The sequence below is a fragment of the Curvibacter sp. GW821-FHT01G03 genome, assembly GCF_059422285.1.
Map to the genome: position 1 here is coordinate 54,431 of NZ_JBWKWP010000005.1, position 16,899 is coordinate 71,329.

General features: G+C 64.9%; 16 protein-coding genes. 9 read left to right on the forward strand and 7 right to left on the reverse strand.

Translation table 11 applies throughout. The features are described from left to right. Entirely contained in the window at positions 1-2,544 is a 2,544-nt protein-coding gene (locus AC07VS_RS08090) for a PAS domain S-box protein (RefSeq protein WP_494750664.1), read from the reverse strand. A gap of 166 nt (positions 2,545-2,710) precedes the next feature. Between AC07VS_RS08090 and aceE the strand changes: the two genes are divergently transcribed. The 6 genes from aceE to AC07VS_RS08120 all read left to right on the forward strand — a co-directional run bounded on the left by aceE (position 2,711) and on the right by AC07VS_RS08120 (position 10,435). Next, a complete protein-coding gene (aceE, locus tag AC07VS_RS08095; protein ID WP_492346640.1) occupies positions 2,711-5,425 on the forward strand; it encodes a pyruvate dehydrogenase (acetyl-transferring), homodimeric type in 2,715 nt (904 codons plus the stop codon). 19 nt (positions 5,426-5,444) lie between these two features. Beyond that, positions 5,445-7,115 carry a dihydrolipoyllysine-residue acetyltransferase gene (gene aceF / locus AC07VS_RS08100; RefSeq protein ID WP_494750665.1) on the forward strand — a complete coding sequence of 557 codons (1,671 nt, stop codon included), beginning with the start codon at positions 5,445-5,447 and terminating at the stop codon, positions 7,113-7,115. A gap of 85 nt (positions 7,116-7,200) precedes the next feature. Then, a complete protein-coding gene (locus AC07VS_RS08105; RefSeq protein ID WP_492346642.1) occupies positions 7,201-7,791 on the forward strand; it encodes an MFS transporter in 591 nt (196 codons plus the stop codon). Further along, positions 7,788-9,599: a dihydrolipoyl dehydrogenase gene (lpdA, locus tag AC07VS_RS08110; protein ID WP_494750666.1), complete on the forward strand. Its 1,812-nt coding sequence runs from the start codon at positions 7,788-7,790 to the stop codon at positions 9,597-9,599. Before AC07VS_RS08105 ends, lpdA begins: the two co-directional genes overlap by 4 nt. Positions 9,600-9,821: 222 nt before the next feature. Beyond that, positions 9,822-10,145 carry a type II toxin-antitoxin system RelE/ParE family toxin gene (locus AC07VS_RS08115; protein WP_494750667.1) on the forward strand — a complete coding sequence of 108 codons (324 nt, stop codon included), beginning with the start codon at positions 9,822-9,824 and terminating at the stop codon, positions 10,143-10,145. Then, complete coding sequence (locus tag AC07VS_RS08120; RefSeq protein WP_494750668.1) at positions 10,142-10,435, forward strand: helix-turn-helix domain-containing protein; 294 nt, start codon at positions 10,142-10,144, stop codon at positions 10,433-10,435. Before AC07VS_RS08115 ends, AC07VS_RS08120 begins: the two co-directional genes overlap by 4 nt. Before the next feature lie 114 nt (positions 10,436-10,549). Here the strand turns inward: AC07VS_RS08120 and AC07VS_RS08125 are convergent, their stop codons facing one another. From AC07VS_RS08125 to AC07VS_RS08135, 3 genes are all read right to left on the reverse strand, one after another. Further along, positions 10,550-10,969: a toxin-antitoxin system HicB family antitoxin gene (locus tag AC07VS_RS08125; protein WP_494750669.1), complete on the reverse strand. Its 420-nt coding sequence runs from the start codon at positions 10,967-10,969 to the stop codon at positions 10,550-10,552. Beyond that, positions 10,966-11,214, reverse strand: a complete 249-nt coding sequence (locus AC07VS_RS08130) for a type II toxin-antitoxin system HicA family toxin (RefSeq protein ID WP_494750670.1) — start codon at positions 11,212-11,214, stop codon at positions 10,966-10,968. Before AC07VS_RS08130 ends, AC07VS_RS08125 begins: the two co-directional genes overlap by 4 nt. Before the next feature lie 90 nt (positions 11,215-11,304). Beyond that, positions 11,305-12,150 carry a sterol desaturase family protein gene (locus AC07VS_RS08135; protein WP_494750817.1) on the reverse strand — a complete coding sequence of 282 codons (846 nt, stop codon included), beginning with the start codon at positions 12,148-12,150 and terminating at the stop codon, positions 11,305-11,307. 140 nt (positions 12,151-12,290) lie between these two features. On the opposite strand from AC07VS_RS08135, the gene AC07VS_RS08140 reads away from it, so the two are divergent. Continuing rightward, a complete protein-coding gene (locus tag AC07VS_RS08140; protein ID WP_492346647.1) occupies positions 12,291-13,202 on the forward strand; it encodes a LysR family transcriptional regulator in 912 nt (303 codons plus the stop codon). On the opposite strand, the gene AC07VS_RS08145 is transcribed toward AC07VS_RS08140, so the two are convergent. Continuing rightward, positions 13,191-13,670 carry an EVE domain-containing protein gene (locus AC07VS_RS08145; protein WP_492346648.1) on the reverse strand — a complete coding sequence of 160 codons (480 nt, stop codon included), beginning with the start codon at positions 13,668-13,670 and terminating at the stop codon, positions 13,191-13,193. The genes AC07VS_RS08140 and AC07VS_RS08145 overlap by 12 nt on opposite strands. A 127-nt stretch (positions 13,671-13,797) precedes the next feature. On the opposite strand from AC07VS_RS08145, the gene AC07VS_RS08150 reads away from it, so the two are divergent. After that, entirely contained in the window at positions 13,798-14,379 is a 582-nt protein-coding gene (locus AC07VS_RS08150) for an NADPH-dependent FMN reductase (protein ID WP_494750671.1), read from the forward strand. 51 nt (positions 14,380-14,430) lie between these two features. Here AC07VS_RS08150 and AC07VS_RS08155 read toward each other — a convergent pair whose 3' ends face one another. Together AC07VS_RS08155 and AC07VS_RS08160 are read right to left on the reverse strand one after the other, a co-directional pair. Continuing rightward, positions 14,431-14,901 carry a GNAT family N-acetyltransferase gene (locus AC07VS_RS08155; protein WP_494750672.1) on the reverse strand — a complete coding sequence of 157 codons (471 nt, stop codon included), beginning with the start codon at positions 14,899-14,901 and terminating at the stop codon, positions 14,431-14,433. Continuing rightward, positions 14,898-15,377: an OsmC family protein gene (locus tag AC07VS_RS08160; RefSeq protein ID WP_494750673.1), complete on the reverse strand. Its 480-nt coding sequence runs from the start codon at positions 15,375-15,377 to the stop codon at positions 14,898-14,900. The genes AC07VS_RS08155 and AC07VS_RS08160 overlap by 4 nt, the downstream gene beginning before the upstream one ends. Positions 15,378-15,457: 80 nt before the next feature. Between AC07VS_RS08160 and pdxR the strand changes: the two genes are divergently transcribed. Continuing rightward, entirely contained in the window at positions 15,458-16,882 is a 1,425-nt protein-coding gene (gene pdxR / locus AC07VS_RS08165) for a MocR-like pyridoxine biosynthesis transcription factor PdxR (RefSeq protein WP_494750674.1), read from the forward strand. Positions 16,883-16,899 lie beyond the last annotated feature (17 nt).

Sequence of the window (16,899 nt, forward strand, 5' to 3'; positions counted from 1 at the left end):
TTACCCCGGGATCCTTGTCTGTTCAGCAGAACGTGCAGCGCCCTCAATGGGCTGTTGGGCCACAGGTAACCAGAAGGAAAACCGGCAACCTGTGATGTCGGCGCCATTGTAGAGGTTCTCAGCCTCCATCCGGCCGCTGTGCGACTCGATGATGGAGCGGCACAGATTGAGGCCGATGCCCATGCCTTCGGCCTTGGTCGAGAAGAAGGCTTCGTACAGGCGCTCCAGCACCTCGGGGGCCAGGCCCTGCCCGGTATCGACCACCGAGAATTCGACCGCGTTCTGGCCATCGACCTGGCGCGGTACCACGCGCAACTCCACACTGCGGCGCGGGGAGGGGCGGTCGGCGGCGTCGATGGACTCGGAGGCGTTCTTCATCAGGTTGACCAATACCTGCTCGATCAGGATGGGGTCGACCAGCAGGCGTGGCAGGCGGGCGGCCACGTAGTAGCTCAGGCGCACGTTGCGCCGGCGCAGTTCGATTTCGGCCAGCTCGACCGCCTCGCTGACCATGCCGCCAATGTCCGACAGGGTGCGGTTGGGTTCGCTGCGCTTCACGAAAGATCGGATGCGCTGGATGATCTGGCCAGCCCGCTGTGCCTGCTTGGAGGTCTTTTCCAGCGCGGCCAGCAAGGCTTCTTCGGTGATCTGCTGGTCTTTGATGCGCGAGACCATGCCATTGCAGTAGTTGTTGATGGCGGTCAGCGGCTGGTTGAGCTCGTGCGCCACGCTGGAGGCCATTTCACCCATGGTGATCAGGCGGCTGGCGTTTTGCGCCCGCTCGGCCTGGGCTGCAGCCTGTTCCTCGGCCTGGCGGCGGGGGGTGATGTCGGTGGCGATCACCATCTGGGCCAGGCGGCCGTCCACCCAGTTCAGGTAGCGTGAACGCACTTCCAGCCATTTGCCCAGCTCGGGCACGAAGATTTCGGCGTTTTCGGCCTGGGCCGTGGTGAGCGATTCGGTGGGCAGGCCGGCCAGGCCGTCCACGTCATCGAGCGATTGCTCCTGCGACTGGCTGGTGGGCACGCCAGCCTGGACCACCAGTTGCAGGTGGCCACCCGTGTGGGCGCCAAACCACAGTCGGTAAAGCTTGTTGGCAAACAGCAGCTCTTCGCTGCCCAGCGGCGCGACGGACACCGAGGCGTCCAGCGCCTCCAGCACGATGGTGAAGCGCTCGTACGAGGCCGAGAGCTGCTCCCGGATGCGGTTGGGTTCGGTGATGTCGGTCATCGACGTCATCCAGCCGGTCTGGTGGCCATGGGCGTCGATCAGGGGCGACACATACAGGCGCGCATCGAACAGGGCGCCGCTCTTGCGCTTGACCTTGACCTGGAAGCCGCCCTGGATGGTCTTGCCTGACAGTTCGTCGCGCAGGCGCGCAGCCAGTGCGGCGTGGTCCTCTTCGGGCCAGTAAGAGAAGGGCGGGGTCTGGCCGACCAGCTCCTGGGCTGTCCAGCCCGTCATCTGGCAGAACGCGGCGTTCACATAGCTGACCTTGCCGTCCATGTCCATGGCCCGCATGCCGGTGAGGATCGAGTTTTCCATGGCGCGGCGGAAATTGGTCTCGGCCACCAGGGCCTCTTGTGTGCGCACGCGTCGGCGTGTGTGGCGCCAGTTGGCGATCAGCATCCAGGCCGTCATCACGCTGAGCACGCCCACCAGCCAGAACTGCCCGCTGCCGATCAGGCCCAGCGAGGTGCGGTAACCCTGGGCACGCAGCAGCAGACTGTTGCCGATGGGCGACACGGGCACCTCGAATTCATTGGCCTTGACCGTCCAGGGCAGCAGGCGGCTGGCTTTGCTGTGCGGGGGCAGCACGGCCCCAGCCAGCAAATGGCCCCTGGCATCGATCAGAGAGACCGCGTATTTGGCCAGCACCTCGGTGGGGGCGCCATAACGCAGCAGGCCGTCGACCGAGTATTCCGCAGCCACCACACCGGCAAAGCGACCCTGTTCATTGAGGGGAACGTGCAGCTGCAGCTGGGCTGACTCCTCATTGCCCACCGGTTGAGAGTAGACCGGCTGCTGCAGGTCCTTGGTCAGGCCGTAGGTCTCGTCGGTCTCGCCGGCGCGCAGGGTGTCGCCCGGGTTCAGCAGCCGCGAGCCCGGCACGGTGGGGGCCGCGCGAGAGGCGCGCACCCGCCGCTTGTCGTCGATCCAGCTCAGGGTCTGCAGCTCGGGGTATTGGTTGATCAGGTTGTCGGCGCGGGCGTTGAAGTCGTTGCGGTTGAGCTCGCGGTTGGAGACGTCGCGGGCCAGGCGCATCAGTTGCTCCTGTCGCTCCAGCAGGCGCAGGCGCAGGCGCTGCTGGGCGTATTCCACATCTCGTTTCACGGCTTCGTGCTCGCGCTCGATTTCCTCGGCCCTCAGGTACCAGAATGCAGAACCGATGGCTGCCAAAAACATCACCACGGCCACCAGCGGGGCCAGCATGGCAAAGCGGTCCTGCCGGTTGGGGGATTGTTGACCCCACCAATGGCGGATCCAGGCGACAGTGCGCAGTTTGCCGGCGCTGGACGGCACGGCGGAATCAGACGGTTGCATGCCCTCAAGTGTAGGGGAGGGGGCTCAAGTGTCAGGTCATGTATCGGAGGTGGAAGACATGTAAGTTCATAATGCGAAATCGAAGGTCATCATTTGAAATTTGAATTTTTTGTGAGACACTCGCCCCGTCAAAATCATGACGCAACCCCTTTAGCAGGAGACAAGCATGTCAGCCCAACCCGAGCACGTGCCCGGCATTGCTGCCAACCCGGCACAAGACCTGGACAACCAAGAAACCCGTGAGTGGATGGACGCACTGTCCGCCGTGATCGAAGCTGAGGGCCCAGAGCGCGCCCACTTCCTGCTTGAGCAATTGCTCGAACATGCGCGTGAGCACAGCATCGACATGCCGTTTTCGGCCACCACCGGTTATGTCAACACCCTCGAGCCCGACCAGGAAGAGCGCTGCCCTGGCAACATCGAAATCGAAGAACGTCTGCGCGCCTACATGCGCTGGAACGCCATGGCCATGGTGGTCAAGGCCAACCGCCACCACCCGGTGGATGGCGGTGATCTGGGCGGCCACATCGGCTCGTTCGCCTCGCTGGCCCACATGTTTGGCGCCGGCTTCAACCATTTCTGGCACGCCGAGAGCGAAAACCATGGCGGTGACTGCCTCTACATCCAGGGTCACGTGTCGCCTGGCGTTTACGCCCGCGCCTACCTGGAAGGCCGCCTGACCGAAGAGCAACTGCTGCATTTCCGCCAGGAAGTGGACGGCAAGGGCCTGTCGAGCTACCCCCACCCCAAGCTGATGCCTGAGTTCTGGCAGTTCCCGACCGTCTCGATGGGCCTGGGCCCGCTGATGGCGATCTACCAAGCCCGGTTCCTGAAGTACCTGCATGCCCGCGGCATTGCCAACACCGAAAACCGCAAGGTGTGGGTGTTCTGTGGCGACGGCGAGATGGACGAAGTGGAATCGCTGGGCGCGATCGGTCTGGCGGCGCGCGAAAAGCTCGACAACCTGATCTTCGTGGTCAACTGCAACCTGCAGCGCCTGGACGGCCCGGTGCGCGGCAACGGCAAGATCGTGCAAGAGCTCGAAGGCGAGTTCCGCGGTGCTGGCTGGAACGTGATCAAGCTGCTGTGGGGCTCTGACTGGGATCCGCTGCTGGCCCGCGACAAGGACGGCGCGCTGCGCAAGGTCATGATGGAAACCCTGGACGGCGACTACCAGTCGTTCAAGGCCAACGACGGCGCCTATGTGCGCAAGCATTTCTTCGGCCGCGATCCGCGCACCCTCGAAATGGTGTCGAAGATGAGCGACGAGCAGATCTGGGCGCTGCGCCGCGGCGGCCACGATCCACAGAAGGTGTATGCCGCCTACGCCGCCGCCACCAAGCACAAGGGCCAGCCCACCGTGCTGCTGATCAAGACCGTCAAGGGCTTTGGCATGGGCAAGGCCGGTGAAGGCAAAAACAACGTTCACCAGACCAAGAAGCTGACCGACGAAGACATCAAGATCTTCCGCGACCGCTTCAACATCCCGATTTCGGACAGCGACCTGCCGAGCATCCCGTTCTACAAGCCGGCCGACGACACCCCGGAAATGCAGTACCTGCACGAGCGCCGCAAGGCCCTGGGGGGTTACCTGCCGCACCGCCGCACCAAGGCCGACGAGCAGTTCACCGTGCCCTCGCTGGAGGTGTTCAAGTCGGTGATGGAGCCCACGGCCGAAGGCCGCGAGATCTCCACCACCCAGGCTTATGTGCGTTTTCTGACCCAGTTGCTGCGTGACCAGGCCCTGGGCCCGCGCGTGGTGCCGATTCTGGTGGACGAAGCCCGTACCTTCGGTATGGAAGGCTTGTTCCGTCAGGTGGGCATCTACAACCCGGCAGGTCAGCAGTACACCCCGGTCGACAAGGACCAGGTGATGTACTACCGCGAAGACAAGGCCGGTCAGATCCTGCAAGAGGGCATCAACGAGGCCGGCGGCATGAGCAGCTGGATTGCTGCGGCCACCAGCTACAGCACCAGCAACCGCATCATGGTGCCGTTCTACGTGTACTACTCGATGTTCGGCTTCCAGCGCATTGGCGATCTGGCCTGGGCGGCTGGCGACATGCAGGCCCGCGGCTTCTTGCTGGGCGGCACCTCGGGCCGCACCACGCTGAACGGCGAAGGCTTGCAGCACGAAGATGGTCACAGCCACATCCTGGCCGGCACCATCCCGAACTGTGTCAGCTACGACCCGACCTTTGCACACGAAGTGGGCGTGATCCTGCACCATGGCTTGAAGCGCATGGTTGAAAAGCAGGACAACGTCTTCTATTACCTGACCCTGCTGAACGAAAACTACGCCATGCCCGGCCTGACGCCCGGCACCGAAGAGCAGATCATCAAGGGCATGTACCTGTGCAAGGAAGGCGCCAAGCTGACCCCGCGCGTGCAATTGCTGGGTTCGGGCACCATCCTGCGTGAAAGCATTGCTGCGCAAGAGCTGCTGGAGAAGGACTGGGGCGTGGCCGCCAACGTCTGGAGCTGCCCGAGCTTCAACGAACTGACCCGCGACGGTCAGGAAGCCGAGCGCTTCAACCTGCTGCACCCGCTGGAAACCCCGCGTGTGCCGTTCGTGGCCCAGCAACTCGGCGCCCACAATGGCCCGGTGGTGGCTTCGACCGACTACATGAAGGCTTACGCCGAGCAGATCCGCCCCTTCATCCCCAAGGGCCGCACCTACAAGGTGCTGGGCACCGACGGTTTTGGTCGCAGCGACTTCCGCAGCAAGCTGCGCGAGCACTTCGAGATCAACCGCCATTACATTGTGGTGGCTGCACTGAAGGCGCTGAGCGAAGAAGGCACCGTGCCCGTGGCCAAGGTGGCCGAGGCCATTGCCAAGTACGGCATCCAGGCCGACAAGATCAACCCGCTGTACGCCTGATACGGCCAGGAGACACAACATGGCATTGGTAGATATCAAGGTCCCCGACATCGGTGATTTCGACGAAGTGGGCGTCATCGAGCTGTTGGTCAAGGTGGGCGACACGGTCAAGGCCGAGCAGTCGCTGATCACCGTCGAATCCGACAAGGCCTCGATGGAAATCCCCTCGTCGCATGCCGGCGTGGTGAAGGAAATCAAGGTCAAGCTCGGTGACAAGGTCTCCGAAGGCTCGGTGGTGGTGGCGCTGGAGGTGGCGGGTGCCGCCGAAGCCCCGGCTGCAGCACCCGCCGCGCCGGCTGCTGCGGCGCCGGCCCCTGCCGCACCCGCTCCGGTGGCGGCCCCAGTAGCGGCCCCTGTGGCGGCCCCGGCCGCTGCGGCCGGCCCGGTCAATGTGATGGTGCCCGACATCGGCGACTTCAAGGACGTGGCCGTGATCGAACTGCTGGTCAAGCCCGGCGACACCGTGAAGGCCGAGCAATCGCTGATCACGGTCGAATCCGACAAGGCTTCGATGGAGATCCCCTCGTCGCATGCCGGCGTGCTCAAGGAGCTCAAGGTCAAGATCGGCGACAAGGTCAACATCGGTGACCTGATCGCCGTGCTGGAAGGCGCCGCTGGCGCTGCGGCCCCGGCCGCCGCACCGGCACCGGCCGCCGCTCCCGCCGCAGCTGCTGCCCCGGTAGCTGTGGCTGCCGTGGCCGCCGCGCCCGCTGCCCTGGCCGTGCCGGCCCACCAGCCGGGCACGCCTTCGGCTGCGCTGCCGCATGCTTCGCCCTCGGTGCGCAAGTTCGCCCGCGAACTGGGTGTGCCGCTCGAAGAGGTCAAGGGCACGGGCCTGAAGGGCCGCATCACCCCGGCCGACGTGCAGTCCTTCACCAAGGCTGTGATGGCCGGTTCGGTGCAGACCAAGGCACAGGCCGCCAAGGCTCCGGCTTCGACCGGTGGTGGTGGCTCTGAGTTGGGCCTGATCCCCTGGCCCAAGGTCGACTTCGCCAAGTTCGGCCCGATCGAGCGCAAGGAACTGGGTCGCATCAAGAAGATCAGCGGCGCCAACCTGCTGCGAAACGCCATCATGATCCCGGCCGTCACCAACCATGACGATGCCGACATCACCGACCTCGAAGCCTTCCGCGTCTCCACCAACAAGGAGAATGAGAAGAGCGGCGTCAAGGTGACCATGCTGGCCTTCCTGATCAAGGCCTCGGTGGCCGCGCTCAAGAAGTTCCCCGAGTTCAACAGCAGCCTCGACGGCGACTCGCTGGTCTACAAGCAGTACTACCACATCGGTTTTGCCGCCGACACCCCGAACGGCCTGGTCGTTCCGGTGATCAAGGACGCCGACAAGAAGGGCGTGCTGCAGATCAGCCAGGAAATGGGCGAACTGGCCAAGAAGGCCCGTGATGGCAAGCTGGGCCCGGCCGACATGAGCGGTGCCACCTTCACCATCTCCAGCCTGGGCGGCATTGGTGGGCGTTACTTCACGCCCATCATCAATGCGCCTGAGGTGGCGATCCTGGGCGTGTGCAAGAGCCAGATCGAACCCAAGTGGGACGGCAAGGCCTTCCAGCCGCGCCTGATGCTGCCGCTGTCGCTGACCTGGGATCACCGCGTGATCGACGGGGCGGCTGCCGCGCGCTTCAACGCCTTCCTGGGTCAGATCCTGGCCGACTTCCGTCGCGTCCTGCTGTGACGGCACGGCACCCCACGCTCGCTGTGGTGTGGGCTGGCGGCGCCCGGCAGGCCGGCGTGTGCCCGATGGGGCAGGGGGCCTGCGCATGACGACCGTGGTCGTCGTGCGCAAGGGTGGGCAGGTGGCCATTGCGGCCGATACCCTGGTCACCTTTGGCGATACCCGGCTGTCGCAGCGCTTTGAAGAGAATGAAAAGCTCTTCAAGGTCGATGCGATGGGCGGCCCCAGCTACATCGGCATGGCCGGCACCGTGGCGCATTTCCCGGTGCTGCGCAAGGCGCTGAATGCCTTGCCCAAGGATCAGTTGCGTCTGGGCAGCCGCGACGAGGTGTTTGACACCTTCACGCGACTGCACCCGCTGCTGAAAGAAACCTTCTTTCTGCAGACCAAGGAAGACGACAACGACCCCTACGAGTCCAGCCAGTTCAGCGTGCTGATTGCCAACGCAAGCGGCATCTATGGCTTGTACAGCTACCGCGAGGTGTTCGAGTTCAAAGAGTTTTGGGGCATCGGCTCCGGACGCAGCTTTGCCCTCGGCGCCATGCATGCCACCTATGCCCGGGCCAAGACCGCCCGCGAGGTGGCCGAGGCCGGCCTGGCCGCCAGTTGCGAATTCGACCGCAACTCGGCCGCGCCCATCAACATCTTCACGATCAAATTGAAAGGTTCCATATGAGCCTGATAGACATCAAGGTCCCCGACATCGGTGACTTTTCCGAAGTGGCCATCATCGAACTGCTGGTCAAGCCCGGCGACACGGTCAAGGCTGAACAATCGTTGATCACGGTCGAGTCCGACAAGGCCTCGATGGAGATCCCCTCGTCGCACGCCGGCGTGGTGAAGGAACTCAAGGTCAAGCTCGGCGACAAGGTGGCCGAGGGTTCGGTGATCCTGTCGCTCGAAGTGGCAGGCGCTGCCGCTGCAGCGCCTGCTGCCGCGGCCCCGGCACCCGCTGCCGCGGCCCCTGCGCCGGTGGCTGCCGCCCCGGCCCCGGTGGCCGCAGCGCCCACGGGCAGCAACGACATCGATTGCGACGTGATCGTGATCGGTGGCGGCCCCGGTGGCTACTCGGCCGCCTTCCGCGCGGCCGACCTGGGCCTCAAGGTGGTGCTGGTCGAGCGCTATGCCACCCTGGGTGGCGTGTGCCTGAACGTGGGCTGCATCCCCTCCAAGGCGCTGCTGCACGTGGCGGCGGTGATGGACGAGGTCAGCCACATGGCCGATCTGGGCGTCGATTTCGGGGCCCCCACGGTCAACATCGACAAGCTGCGCGGCCACAAGGAAAAGGTCATCGGCAAGCTGACCGGCGGTCTGGCCGCCATGGCCAAGATGCGCAAGGTGACGGTGGTGCGGGGCTACGGCAACTTCATCAGCAGCCACCAGCTGCAGGTGGAAGAAACCAGCGGCGAAGCCCAGGTGCGCACGGGCAAGGCCCAGACCATCGGCTTTCAGCGCGCCATCATCGCGGCCGGCTCGCAAGCCGTGCGCCTGCCCTTCATGCCTGACGATCCGCGTGTGGTCGACAGCACCGGCGCGCTGGCGCTCAAGGAAGTGCCCAAGCGCATGCTGATCCTGGGTGGCGGCATCATCGGCCTCGAAATGGGCACGGTATACAGCACCCTGGGCGCGCGCCTGGACGTGGTGGAGATGATGGACGGCCTGATGCAGGGCGCTGACCGCGATCTGGTCAAGGTCTGGCAGAAGATGAACGCCCACCGCTTCGACAACATCATGCTCAAGACCAAGACGGTGTCGGCCAAGGCCACGCCCGAAGGCATCGAGGTGACGTTTGCCGCGGCCGAAGAAGGCGGCACGGCGCCCGCACCGCAGACCTACGACCTGGTGCTGCAGGCCGTGGGCCGCACGCCCAACGGCAAGAAGATCAGCGCCGACAAGGCCGGCGTGGCCGTGACCGACCGGGGCTTCATCAACGTCGACATCCAGATGCGTACCAATGTGCCGCACATCTTCGCCATCGGCGACATCGTGGGCCAGCCCATGCTGGCGCACAAGGCGGTGCATGAGGCGCACGTGGCCGCCGAGGTGATTGCCGGCGAACTCAAGGGCGACAAGGAACTGGCCAGCGCCGCCTTCAATGCCCGCGTGATCCCCAGCGTGGCCTACACCGACCCCGAAGTGGCCTGGGTGGGCCTGACCGAAGACCAGGCCAAGGCCCAGGGCATCAAGGTCAAGAAGGGCCTGTTCCCCTGGAGCGCCTCGGGCCGTGCGATTGCCAACGGCCGCGACGAAGGCTTCACCAAGCTGCTGTTCGACGCCGAGACCCACCGCATCCTGGGTGGCGGCATGGTGGGCACGCACGCTGGCGACATGATCGGCGAGGTGGCCCTGGCCATCGAGATGGGCGCCGACGAGATCGACATCGGCAAGACCATCCACCCGCACCCCACGTTGGGCGAAAGCATCGGCCTGTGCGCCGAAGCCGCCCACGGCAGCTGCACCGACCTGCCGCCAGCGCGCAAGTAAGGGGCAGGGGCCTGATGGCCCCGCCCCGCTTCGCCCTTCCACCCTGACCTTCAGGGCGGGATGCGGCCTGGGCTCTGGCTGCCGTGCAGCCCTGCGTCTGAAAATGCCTCCTAAGCCTCATGCGACGTTTCGTCCCATGAGGCTTTTTCATTGGGGTTCTGACGCAGGTCTTCTGGCACAGGTGTTGACCGCGACCTCAAAAAATACCCAAAAGGATATAATTTGAGCGCTTGGACCGTTGTGATTCACCCGTTGGCAGAGCCCGAATTGGGAGCGTTACCTGCGGACATGAAGGCCCGCTTCCTGCGGATTGCCGAGTGGCTGGAGGACCTGGGGCCCCAGCAAGTCGGCTTGCCGCACGTGCGGCCGCTTGAAAACAAACAGTGGGAAATGCGGCTGCGGGGGCGCGATGGCATTTCTCGGGCCGTCGATGCCGCGATCCGCGGGCAAAGATTGATCGTGCTGCACGTGTTTGTGAAGAAGACCCAGGCCACACCCCGAAGAGCGTTTGAGATGGCCTTAGACAGATCAGAGGCGGTGATATGAAAAGCTTGAAAGATTTCAAACCCAGCCTGCTCGCTGAGGCAGAAGCTCAAGCCGAGTACGACAGATTGGCCGATGAGTTCGAAATGGCGCGAGAACTCATCGCGGCTCGTCATCGTGCAGGCCTGACCCAGGCCGAGGTGGCCCAGCGCATGGGCACAAGCCAAAGCACGATTGCCAGGTTGGAGAGTGGCGGGCGCCAGCCTTCGATGCAAACAGTACAGCGCTACGCCAAAGCTTTGGGGTATCGAGCTGTGATCAAGTTGCAGCAGCCCCAGGGCAGTGGTGCCTGAGCCCGCAGTGGTGTGTGCAACGTGGGCTCGTCCGAGCCTGGCACCGCAAGGTACCACCCATGATCCAAGGCGGTGGCTTTTTTCATGAACTCATGGTGCGTTAAGCCGGCTCGGTCAGGGGGTGAGGTCGACAGCGCTGCGTCGCCCCAGGCCTTCGGCGATCAGGGTGAGGACCAGGGTGTTCAGCGACACCCCCTCGGTTTTGGCACGTGCGGCCAGTTGGCGGTGCATGGATTTGGGCACGCGGGTCAGCAATCGGCCTGATGCGGCAACCGGCGCAAAATCCTGGATCTTGAACTGTGGCGCCGGAATCGGGAGCCCTTGGTCCACAAGGGCGCTCACAACCGCCAGGAAAGCCTCGCGTCCGTCGGCAATGGCTTCCATCTCGGTGTCACCATCCGCCAGCAGGCCCGGAAAATCGGGCATGCTGAACTGATAGCCGCCGCCATCCTCCGCTGCGATGGGGCCCAGCACATGGCTGTAGGCCTCAAAAGGGAAAGGGGGCTGCACGGAGGGGATTCGCACGGGGCTCATGATGAAGACGATGTCTGGAGCTGATCGATCAATGTGACCAACCTCTTGATGTAGAGGGGTTTGATGGGGCGGCGAGCCGGTATGGTCAGGTGCACGGTCAGCAGCGGGTGAGAGAAAACACAGTGGCTACCACCATTGTTTCTGACTTCAAAGCCATGGTGTTGGGCCAAGCGCAACACGTTTGGCATGGACCAATCGCTCGGGTTGCGCCGCATGGCACTCAGCAGTTTGGCTGCGGTATTCATTTTGCCATGATATTGCCCAAGATATCATGATCGAGTGCCGCTGCCGTCCCCCATGGGGCAAGTCGTCGGCTTGAACAGGGAGCTTCCAGCTTAAGCTTGTTTGCTCGCCAAGTCGCCCCTTTCCTCATAAGCCTTGCCACCCGCCCTCAGCGCGCTGTGCACCCGCTGGCTTTGCAGCACCGGGTAGAACATCTGGTGCTGCCACTTTTCCTCACCAAACAGCCGGTCGTCGATCAGGCCCACCTGGGCAGGGTAGCGGCGGGTGATGTGGGCGGAACCAAACAGCACGTCCCAGAAGAACAGCAGGTTGCCGAAATTGCCTTTGTAGTGGCCGATGCCGTCTTCGTTGGTGATGGCATGGTGGGCCCAGTGCGTGGCCGGGGTGGAGACGGTGCGCTCCAGCAACCACGCCAGCGGGTGCAGGGCGCGGATGCGGTACAGCGGCTCGTCCCAGCGCCAGGCGCAATGGGCGCCCAGGATCACCAGCAGCTTCACGATCATGTAGCTGGCATAGACCATGCCCCCCACGCCCAGGTACAGCAGGGCGCCGCCAATCCACAGGCCCGGCATCATCAGGTAGTAGAAAAAGTTGTTGCGGTAGGTGATGCGGATGCTCATGTAGCTGGCCGAGTGGTGGGCCCGGTGCAGGGGCCACATCAGGGGCGAGTGCGACAGGCGGTGCCACCAGTACTGGGTCATGTCGTCGCCGACCAGCAGCAGGCCCACCATGGCCCAGGCGGGCAGGTCGGCCAGTCGGTTGTGCCAGTCGGGGGCCAGCCAGGCGCCCAGCTTGGCGGTGGCCAGCAAGGCCAGGGGCTGGGTGATGGCCAGCAGGCTCAGGAACATCAGCAGTTCCAGCTTGGTGTCGTTGGCATTGGCGGTCACCGTGCGTTGGTAGCGTCGGGTGATGAACTCCATCAGCGCGAAGCCGATCATGAAGCACAGGATCAGGGTGTTCTGGAACTGGTTGGCAGTCACGGGCAAGTCTCCATTCGTTTTTTTGCGAATGTAAGACGGGTGTTTTAATGTGTCTATTGCATTGTCTGCATCATCATGATGTGATTGCTGCATTGACCATGATCAACCTCAACCAATACCGTCATGTGCTGGCCTTGGCCGAGGAGCGCCATTTCGCGCGTGCGGCGGCGCGGGTGCACCTGAGCCAGCCAGCCTTCAGCCGCAGCATCCAGGCCATCGAGGCCCAGCTGGGCCTGCGGCTGTTCGAGCGCCAGCCCGGGGAGGTGCGACCGACACCGGCCGGTGCCTTTTTGCTGGAGCGTGCGCGCCGTCTGTTGTTTGAGGCCCGCTGCCTGGAGCGTGACCTGGCCCTCTACCTCGAACACCAACTCGGGGATGTGGCCTTTGGCATGGGGCCCATGCCCAATGTGACCCTGGGGCCCCACGTGGTGGCCGAGGTTCGTCAGGTCTATCCCCAGATCAGGATGCGCTTGGAGATCAACAACTGGGCTTTGCTGCTGGAGCGCTTGCGGCTGGAGCAGATCGAGTTCTTTGTGGCCGAGGTGCGCGACCTGCCGACCGACCCGGCCTTGCAGGTCGAGCCATTGATGCGGCAGGCCGGGCGTTTTTATGTGCGGGCCGAGCACCCCCTGGGCCCGGGGACGCATCGCCTGGCCGAGGTCTGGCCCTACGGCGTCGGGACCACCCGCCTGCCCGAAGCACTCAAGACCGTGCTGGCCAAGCTGGGGGGGGGCGACGCACTGACCCAGCCTGCGCTGGAGTGCGATGACCCCAGGCTGTTGCACCAGATCGGCCTGGGCACGGACACCGTGATTGCCACCACCGAATTGGCGGTGGCCGACTTGGTGGCGCAAGGTCTGCTGCGTGCGTTGGAGCTGCCCGAACTGCCGGTGGTGTACGCCGACATGGGCATCGTGCGCCTGCGCCATCGCACGCCGGCCCCGATGGCCTTGAAGGTGATCGAACTGTTTCAGCGCTTTGCGCTGGAGGGTCAAGGCTCAGGCGCCTGACAGCAGGCGGCTTTCGATGAACGCCCATTGTTCAGGCGTGACTTCGGTGATGGACAGGCGATTGCCTCGCTGCAACACCGTCATCTCGGCCAGTTCGGGCTGGGCACGCAACTCACCCAGGCCGACCACCCGGGTCTTGCGCAAGGCCTGCACATCCAGCAGCAGCCAGCGTGGTGCCGTGGGCGGCGATTTGGGATCGAAGTAGGGCGAGGTGGCGTCGAATTGGGTGGGGTCGGGGCGCACGCCCGAGGCCACCCGGGCCAGACCCGCGATGCCGGGCTCGGCGCAGCTCGAGTGGTAGAACAGCACGCCGTCACCGATTTGCATCTGGTCACGCATGAAGTTGCGGGCCTGGTAGTTGCGTACCCCGGTCCAGGGCACGGTGGCCTCTGGGGCGGCCAGGGCGTCGTCGATCGAGCATTCTTCGGGCTCGGATTTCATCAACCAATAACGGGGGGCAGGGTTCATGGGCGGGATTCTGATCAACGTTAGTTTTGTCTGACAGACGGCGGACGATGGGGGCTGCACAATGGCGCAGCCCGGTGCATATGCACTGCCTGGCATTGTCGCCAATCCCCGCCTTGGAGCCTTGTTCATGTCCACCCCATCTCCGCGTCTTCTGATCATTTCCGGCAGCGCCCGCCAGGGTTCGCTGAATCGCCGACTGGCCCATGCCGTGGCGCTGGGTGCCACCCAGGCCGGCTTTGTGCCCCATGAACTGGATCTGCGGGCCCTGGACCTGCCCCTGTACGACGGTGACGCCGAGGCCGCCTCCGGCGTGCCCGCCGGGGCCACGGCCTTGCAGCAGGCCTTGCTCGACAGCGACGCCCTGGTGGTGGTCACGCCCGAGTACAACGGGTTCCCGACGCCCTTGTTCATCAACGCCTTCGACTGGCTGTCGCGCCTGCCCACGGGTGTCGCGGCCACGGCCAACAAGCCCACGGCGCTGCTGTCGGCCTCGCCCGGCCCCATGGGGGGCTTGCGAGCGCTCAACTACGTGCGCCAGTATCTGCAGATGAACTTTGCATCACTGGTGGTGCCGCAGCAGTACGCGCTGGGGCGTGCAGCCGAGGCCTTCACGGCCGAGGGTGCCCTGAGCGACGACAAGACCCGTCTGGCCGTGCAGGGGGTGCTGGAGGCCTTGAGCCGCCTGACCCGTGCCGTGCAGGGCGACTGAGCGCGCCTCTTTGGCTCGTTGCTTCAGCCTGGCTTCTTCGGCCCGGTCTCTTCAGCCGGGCAGTGGGTGGTCGTAGCGGATGAAGCCCCGGTGTTCGGCCACCCGGTCATACAGGCGGCGTGCCCGCAGGTTGTCCGACTGGGTCAGCCAGTACAGGCGTTGCGCGCCGCCGTGCTGCGCCGCCTTGGCCACGGCCTCGATCAGCGCGGCTGCCGTGCCTTGTCCGCGGTGGGCTTCCGACACGTACAGATCTTGCAGGTAGCAGACCCGGGGTGCCCAGGTGCTGGTGTGGAACAGGTAGTGGGTGATGCCCACCAATTGCCCCTGCACGCGGGCGCCCAGGCCCTGCACACCGTCGCCGGCCAGCAAGCGCTCCCAGGCCCGCTGGTACTCGGCGTCTCGGGTGGGGGTCTGGTAGAACGCCTTGTAGGCCTGTGCCAGCGGCAGCCAGTCGGTCCGGTCGCCGGCCTGCAAGGGCGCAATGACGATGCCTCCGCTGTTCGTGGGGCTGCCTGTGTTCATGGCGCCTCCATGGCAAAGCTGGGTTCGCACTCGATGCGGGTGCGCACTGAGTTGGCCAGAAAGCAGGCCTCGTGGGCCCGGTGGTGCAAGGCCTGCAGGGCCGCCTGATCGCGCTCGGCGCCCGCTGCCAGGCGTACCACCGGCCGCAAAGTCACCTCGGTCATCACTTGCCGGCCTTGGGCATCGGCGGCCATCACGCCGCTGGCCTCGTCGTCATACGACACGATGTCCCAGCCGGCCCGTGCCGCCAGGTCCAAAAACCACAGCATGTGGCAGCTGGACAAGGCCGCCACAAAGGCCTCCTCAGGGTCGACCGCCGCTGGATCGGACCAAGGCAGCGGCACAACATGGGGCGATGACGAGGCCGGTACGCTCACACCGCCATCAAAGTGCCATTGGTGGCGCCGGCTGTAGCGCCGCTGGCTGAAGCTGCTGCCATCGAGTTGCCAGCGCACGCTGGCGGTGTAATGGGCCATGGGGTTTCCGTTTCGCTCTGATTGGTGAAATGATCCCCCAGTCTATTTTGATCATGATCCATTCAAGGAGCCAATTGACCATGAATCAGGGGAGCCATCGGGGGCCAACCCGCCGGCAGCAGGTGTACGAGCAATTGCGCCTGGCCATCGAGAATGGCGCTCTGGCGGCGGGCAGTCGACTGCCCGCTACGCGGGACCATGCGCGCACCTTGGGGGTGTCGCGCAACACCTTGTTGTGGGCCATGGAGCGCTTGCAGGCCGAGGGCTACGTGACGGCCCGGGTGGGCGATGGCAGCTATGTCAGCGCCAAGCTGGCTGTCCCCAGCGGGGCCGGCGCCTTGAGCGCCTTGCCGCTGGGCCTGTCCCGGCGCGGGCAATTGATTGCCGAGACGGCTCAGCACTGGAGCCCGCCCCGGCAGGCGGCCACCCCGTTTCGCATCGGTGCGCCCGATGTGGCCGGCTTTCCCTTCAGCACCTGGGACCGGTTGTGCCGACAACGCACACCGCAGCAGCGGCAGGCGGGCGCTCAGTACCTGGACCCCGCTGGCGATCCGGCGCTGCGCGAGGCGATTGCCCAGTGGCTCTGGGCCTCGCGCGGCATTCGGTGCGATGCCGGTCGGGTGCTGGTGTGTTCGGGCTCGCAGCAGGCGCTGGACTTGGTGGGGCGGCTGTTGCTCGATGTCGGGGACGAGGTGCTGGTCGAAGACCCGGGCTACCCCGGCATCCGGGCCAGCCTGCTGGGCCATGGCGTGCAGGCCCGGCCGGTACCGCTGGACGAGGAGGGCCTGTGCATCGCCGAGGCCGAGCGGCAATGGCCTCGGGCACGCCTGGCCGTGGTCACGCCGACGCATCAGTTTCCAACCGGCGTGCGCATGAGCCTGGCGCGTCGCCAGGCCCTGCTGGATTGGTCGCATCGCCACCAGACCTGGGTGATCGAGGACGATTACGACGGCGAGTTCCAGTACGGGCCCCACCGCTTGCCTGCCTTGTGCAGCCTGCCGCGGTCCGAGCGGGTGCTGTATGTGGGTACCTTCTCCAAGACCCTGCACCCCGGTCTGCGGTTGGGCTTCATCGTGCTGCCGCCGGCCTGGGTGGCTTCCTTTTCGATGGCCCGTGCTCTGAGCGATCGGCATGCCCCAGGCGACACCCAGGCGGTGCTGGCCAGCTTCATTGCGCAAGGCCACCTGCTGCGGCATCTGCGCCGCATGCGTGAGCTGTATCAGGGGCGGCAGAAGGTGATGATTGACTCGCTGGCCGAGGCCAGCAATGGGGCTTTGCAACTGCAGGCCAGCGACCGAGGCATGCACCTTTGTCTGGAGCAGCCTGCAGGCACCGATGACGAAGCGCTGAGCCGGCGGGCAGCCGCCCAGGGGGTGGTGCTGACGCCGCTGTCCCGCTATGCGGTGGCCTCACCACGGCGGGGCTGGCTGTTCGGCTATGCCGGCTACGCACCGGCCAGCCTGCAGGCGGCAGCCCGCATCGTCGGCCCGATGTTCAAGGGCTGAGGTCCGGCCGGTCGCCC

What these genes read in the sequence shown, in the direction of transcription:
- AC07VS_RS08090 (WP_494750664.1), bottom strand. Translation starts at nt 2,544, where the DNA reads ATGCAACCGTCTGATTCCGCCGTGCCGTCCAGCGCCGGCAAACTGCGC.
- aceE (WP_492346640.1), top strand. Translation starts at nt 2,711, where the DNA reads ATGTCAGCCCAACCCGAGCACGTGCCCGGCATTGCTGCCAACCCGGCA.
- aceF (WP_494750665.1), top strand. Translation starts at nt 5,445, where the DNA reads ATGGCATTGGTAGATATCAAGGTCCCCGACATCGGTGATTTCGACGAA.
- AC07VS_RS08105 (WP_492346642.1), top strand. Translation starts at nt 7,201, where the DNA reads ATGACGACCGTGGTCGTCGTGCGCAAGGGTGGGCAGGTGGCCATTGCG.
- lpdA (WP_494750666.1), top strand. Translation starts at nt 7,788, where the DNA reads ATGAGCCTGATAGACATCAAGGTCCCCGACATCGGTGACTTTTCCGAA.
- AC07VS_RS08120 (WP_494750668.1), top strand. Translation starts at nt 10,142, where the DNA reads ATGAAAAGCTTGAAAGATTTCAAACCCAGCCTGCTCGCTGAGGCAGAA.
- AC07VS_RS08125 (WP_494750669.1), bottom strand. Translation starts at nt 10,969, where the DNA reads ATGAGCCCCGTGCGAATCCCCTCCGTGCAGCCCCCTTTCCCTTTTGAG.
- AC07VS_RS08130 (WP_494750670.1), bottom strand. Translation starts at nt 11,214, where the DNA reads ATGAATACCGCAGCCAAACTGCTGAGTGCCATGCGGCGCAACCCGAGC.
- AC07VS_RS08135 (WP_494750817.1), bottom strand. Translation starts at nt 12,150, where the DNA reads ATGATCGGCTTCGCGCTGATGGAGTTCATCACCCGACGCTACCAACGC.
- AC07VS_RS08140 (WP_492346647.1), top strand. Translation starts at nt 12,291, where the DNA reads ATGATCAACCTCAACCAATACCGTCATGTGCTGGCCTTGGCCGAGGAG.
- AC07VS_RS08145 (WP_492346648.1), bottom strand. Translation starts at nt 13,670, where the DNA reads ATGAACCCTGCCCCCCGTTATTGGTTGATGAAATCCGAGCCCGAAGAA.
- AC07VS_RS08150 (WP_494750671.1), top strand. Translation starts at nt 13,798, where the DNA reads ATGTCCACCCCATCTCCGCGTCTTCTGATCATTTCCGGCAGCGCCCGC.
- AC07VS_RS08155 (WP_494750672.1), bottom strand. Translation starts at nt 14,901, where the DNA reads ATGAACACAGGCAGCCCCACGAACAGCGGAGGCATCGTCATTGCGCCC.
- AC07VS_RS08160 (WP_494750673.1), bottom strand. Translation starts at nt 15,377, where the DNA reads ATGGCCCATTACACCGCCAGCGTGCGCTGGCAACTCGATGGCAGCAGC.
- pdxR (WP_494750674.1), top strand. Translation starts at nt 15,458, where the DNA reads ATGAATCAGGGGAGCCATCGGGGGCCAACCCGCCGGCAGCAGGTGTAC.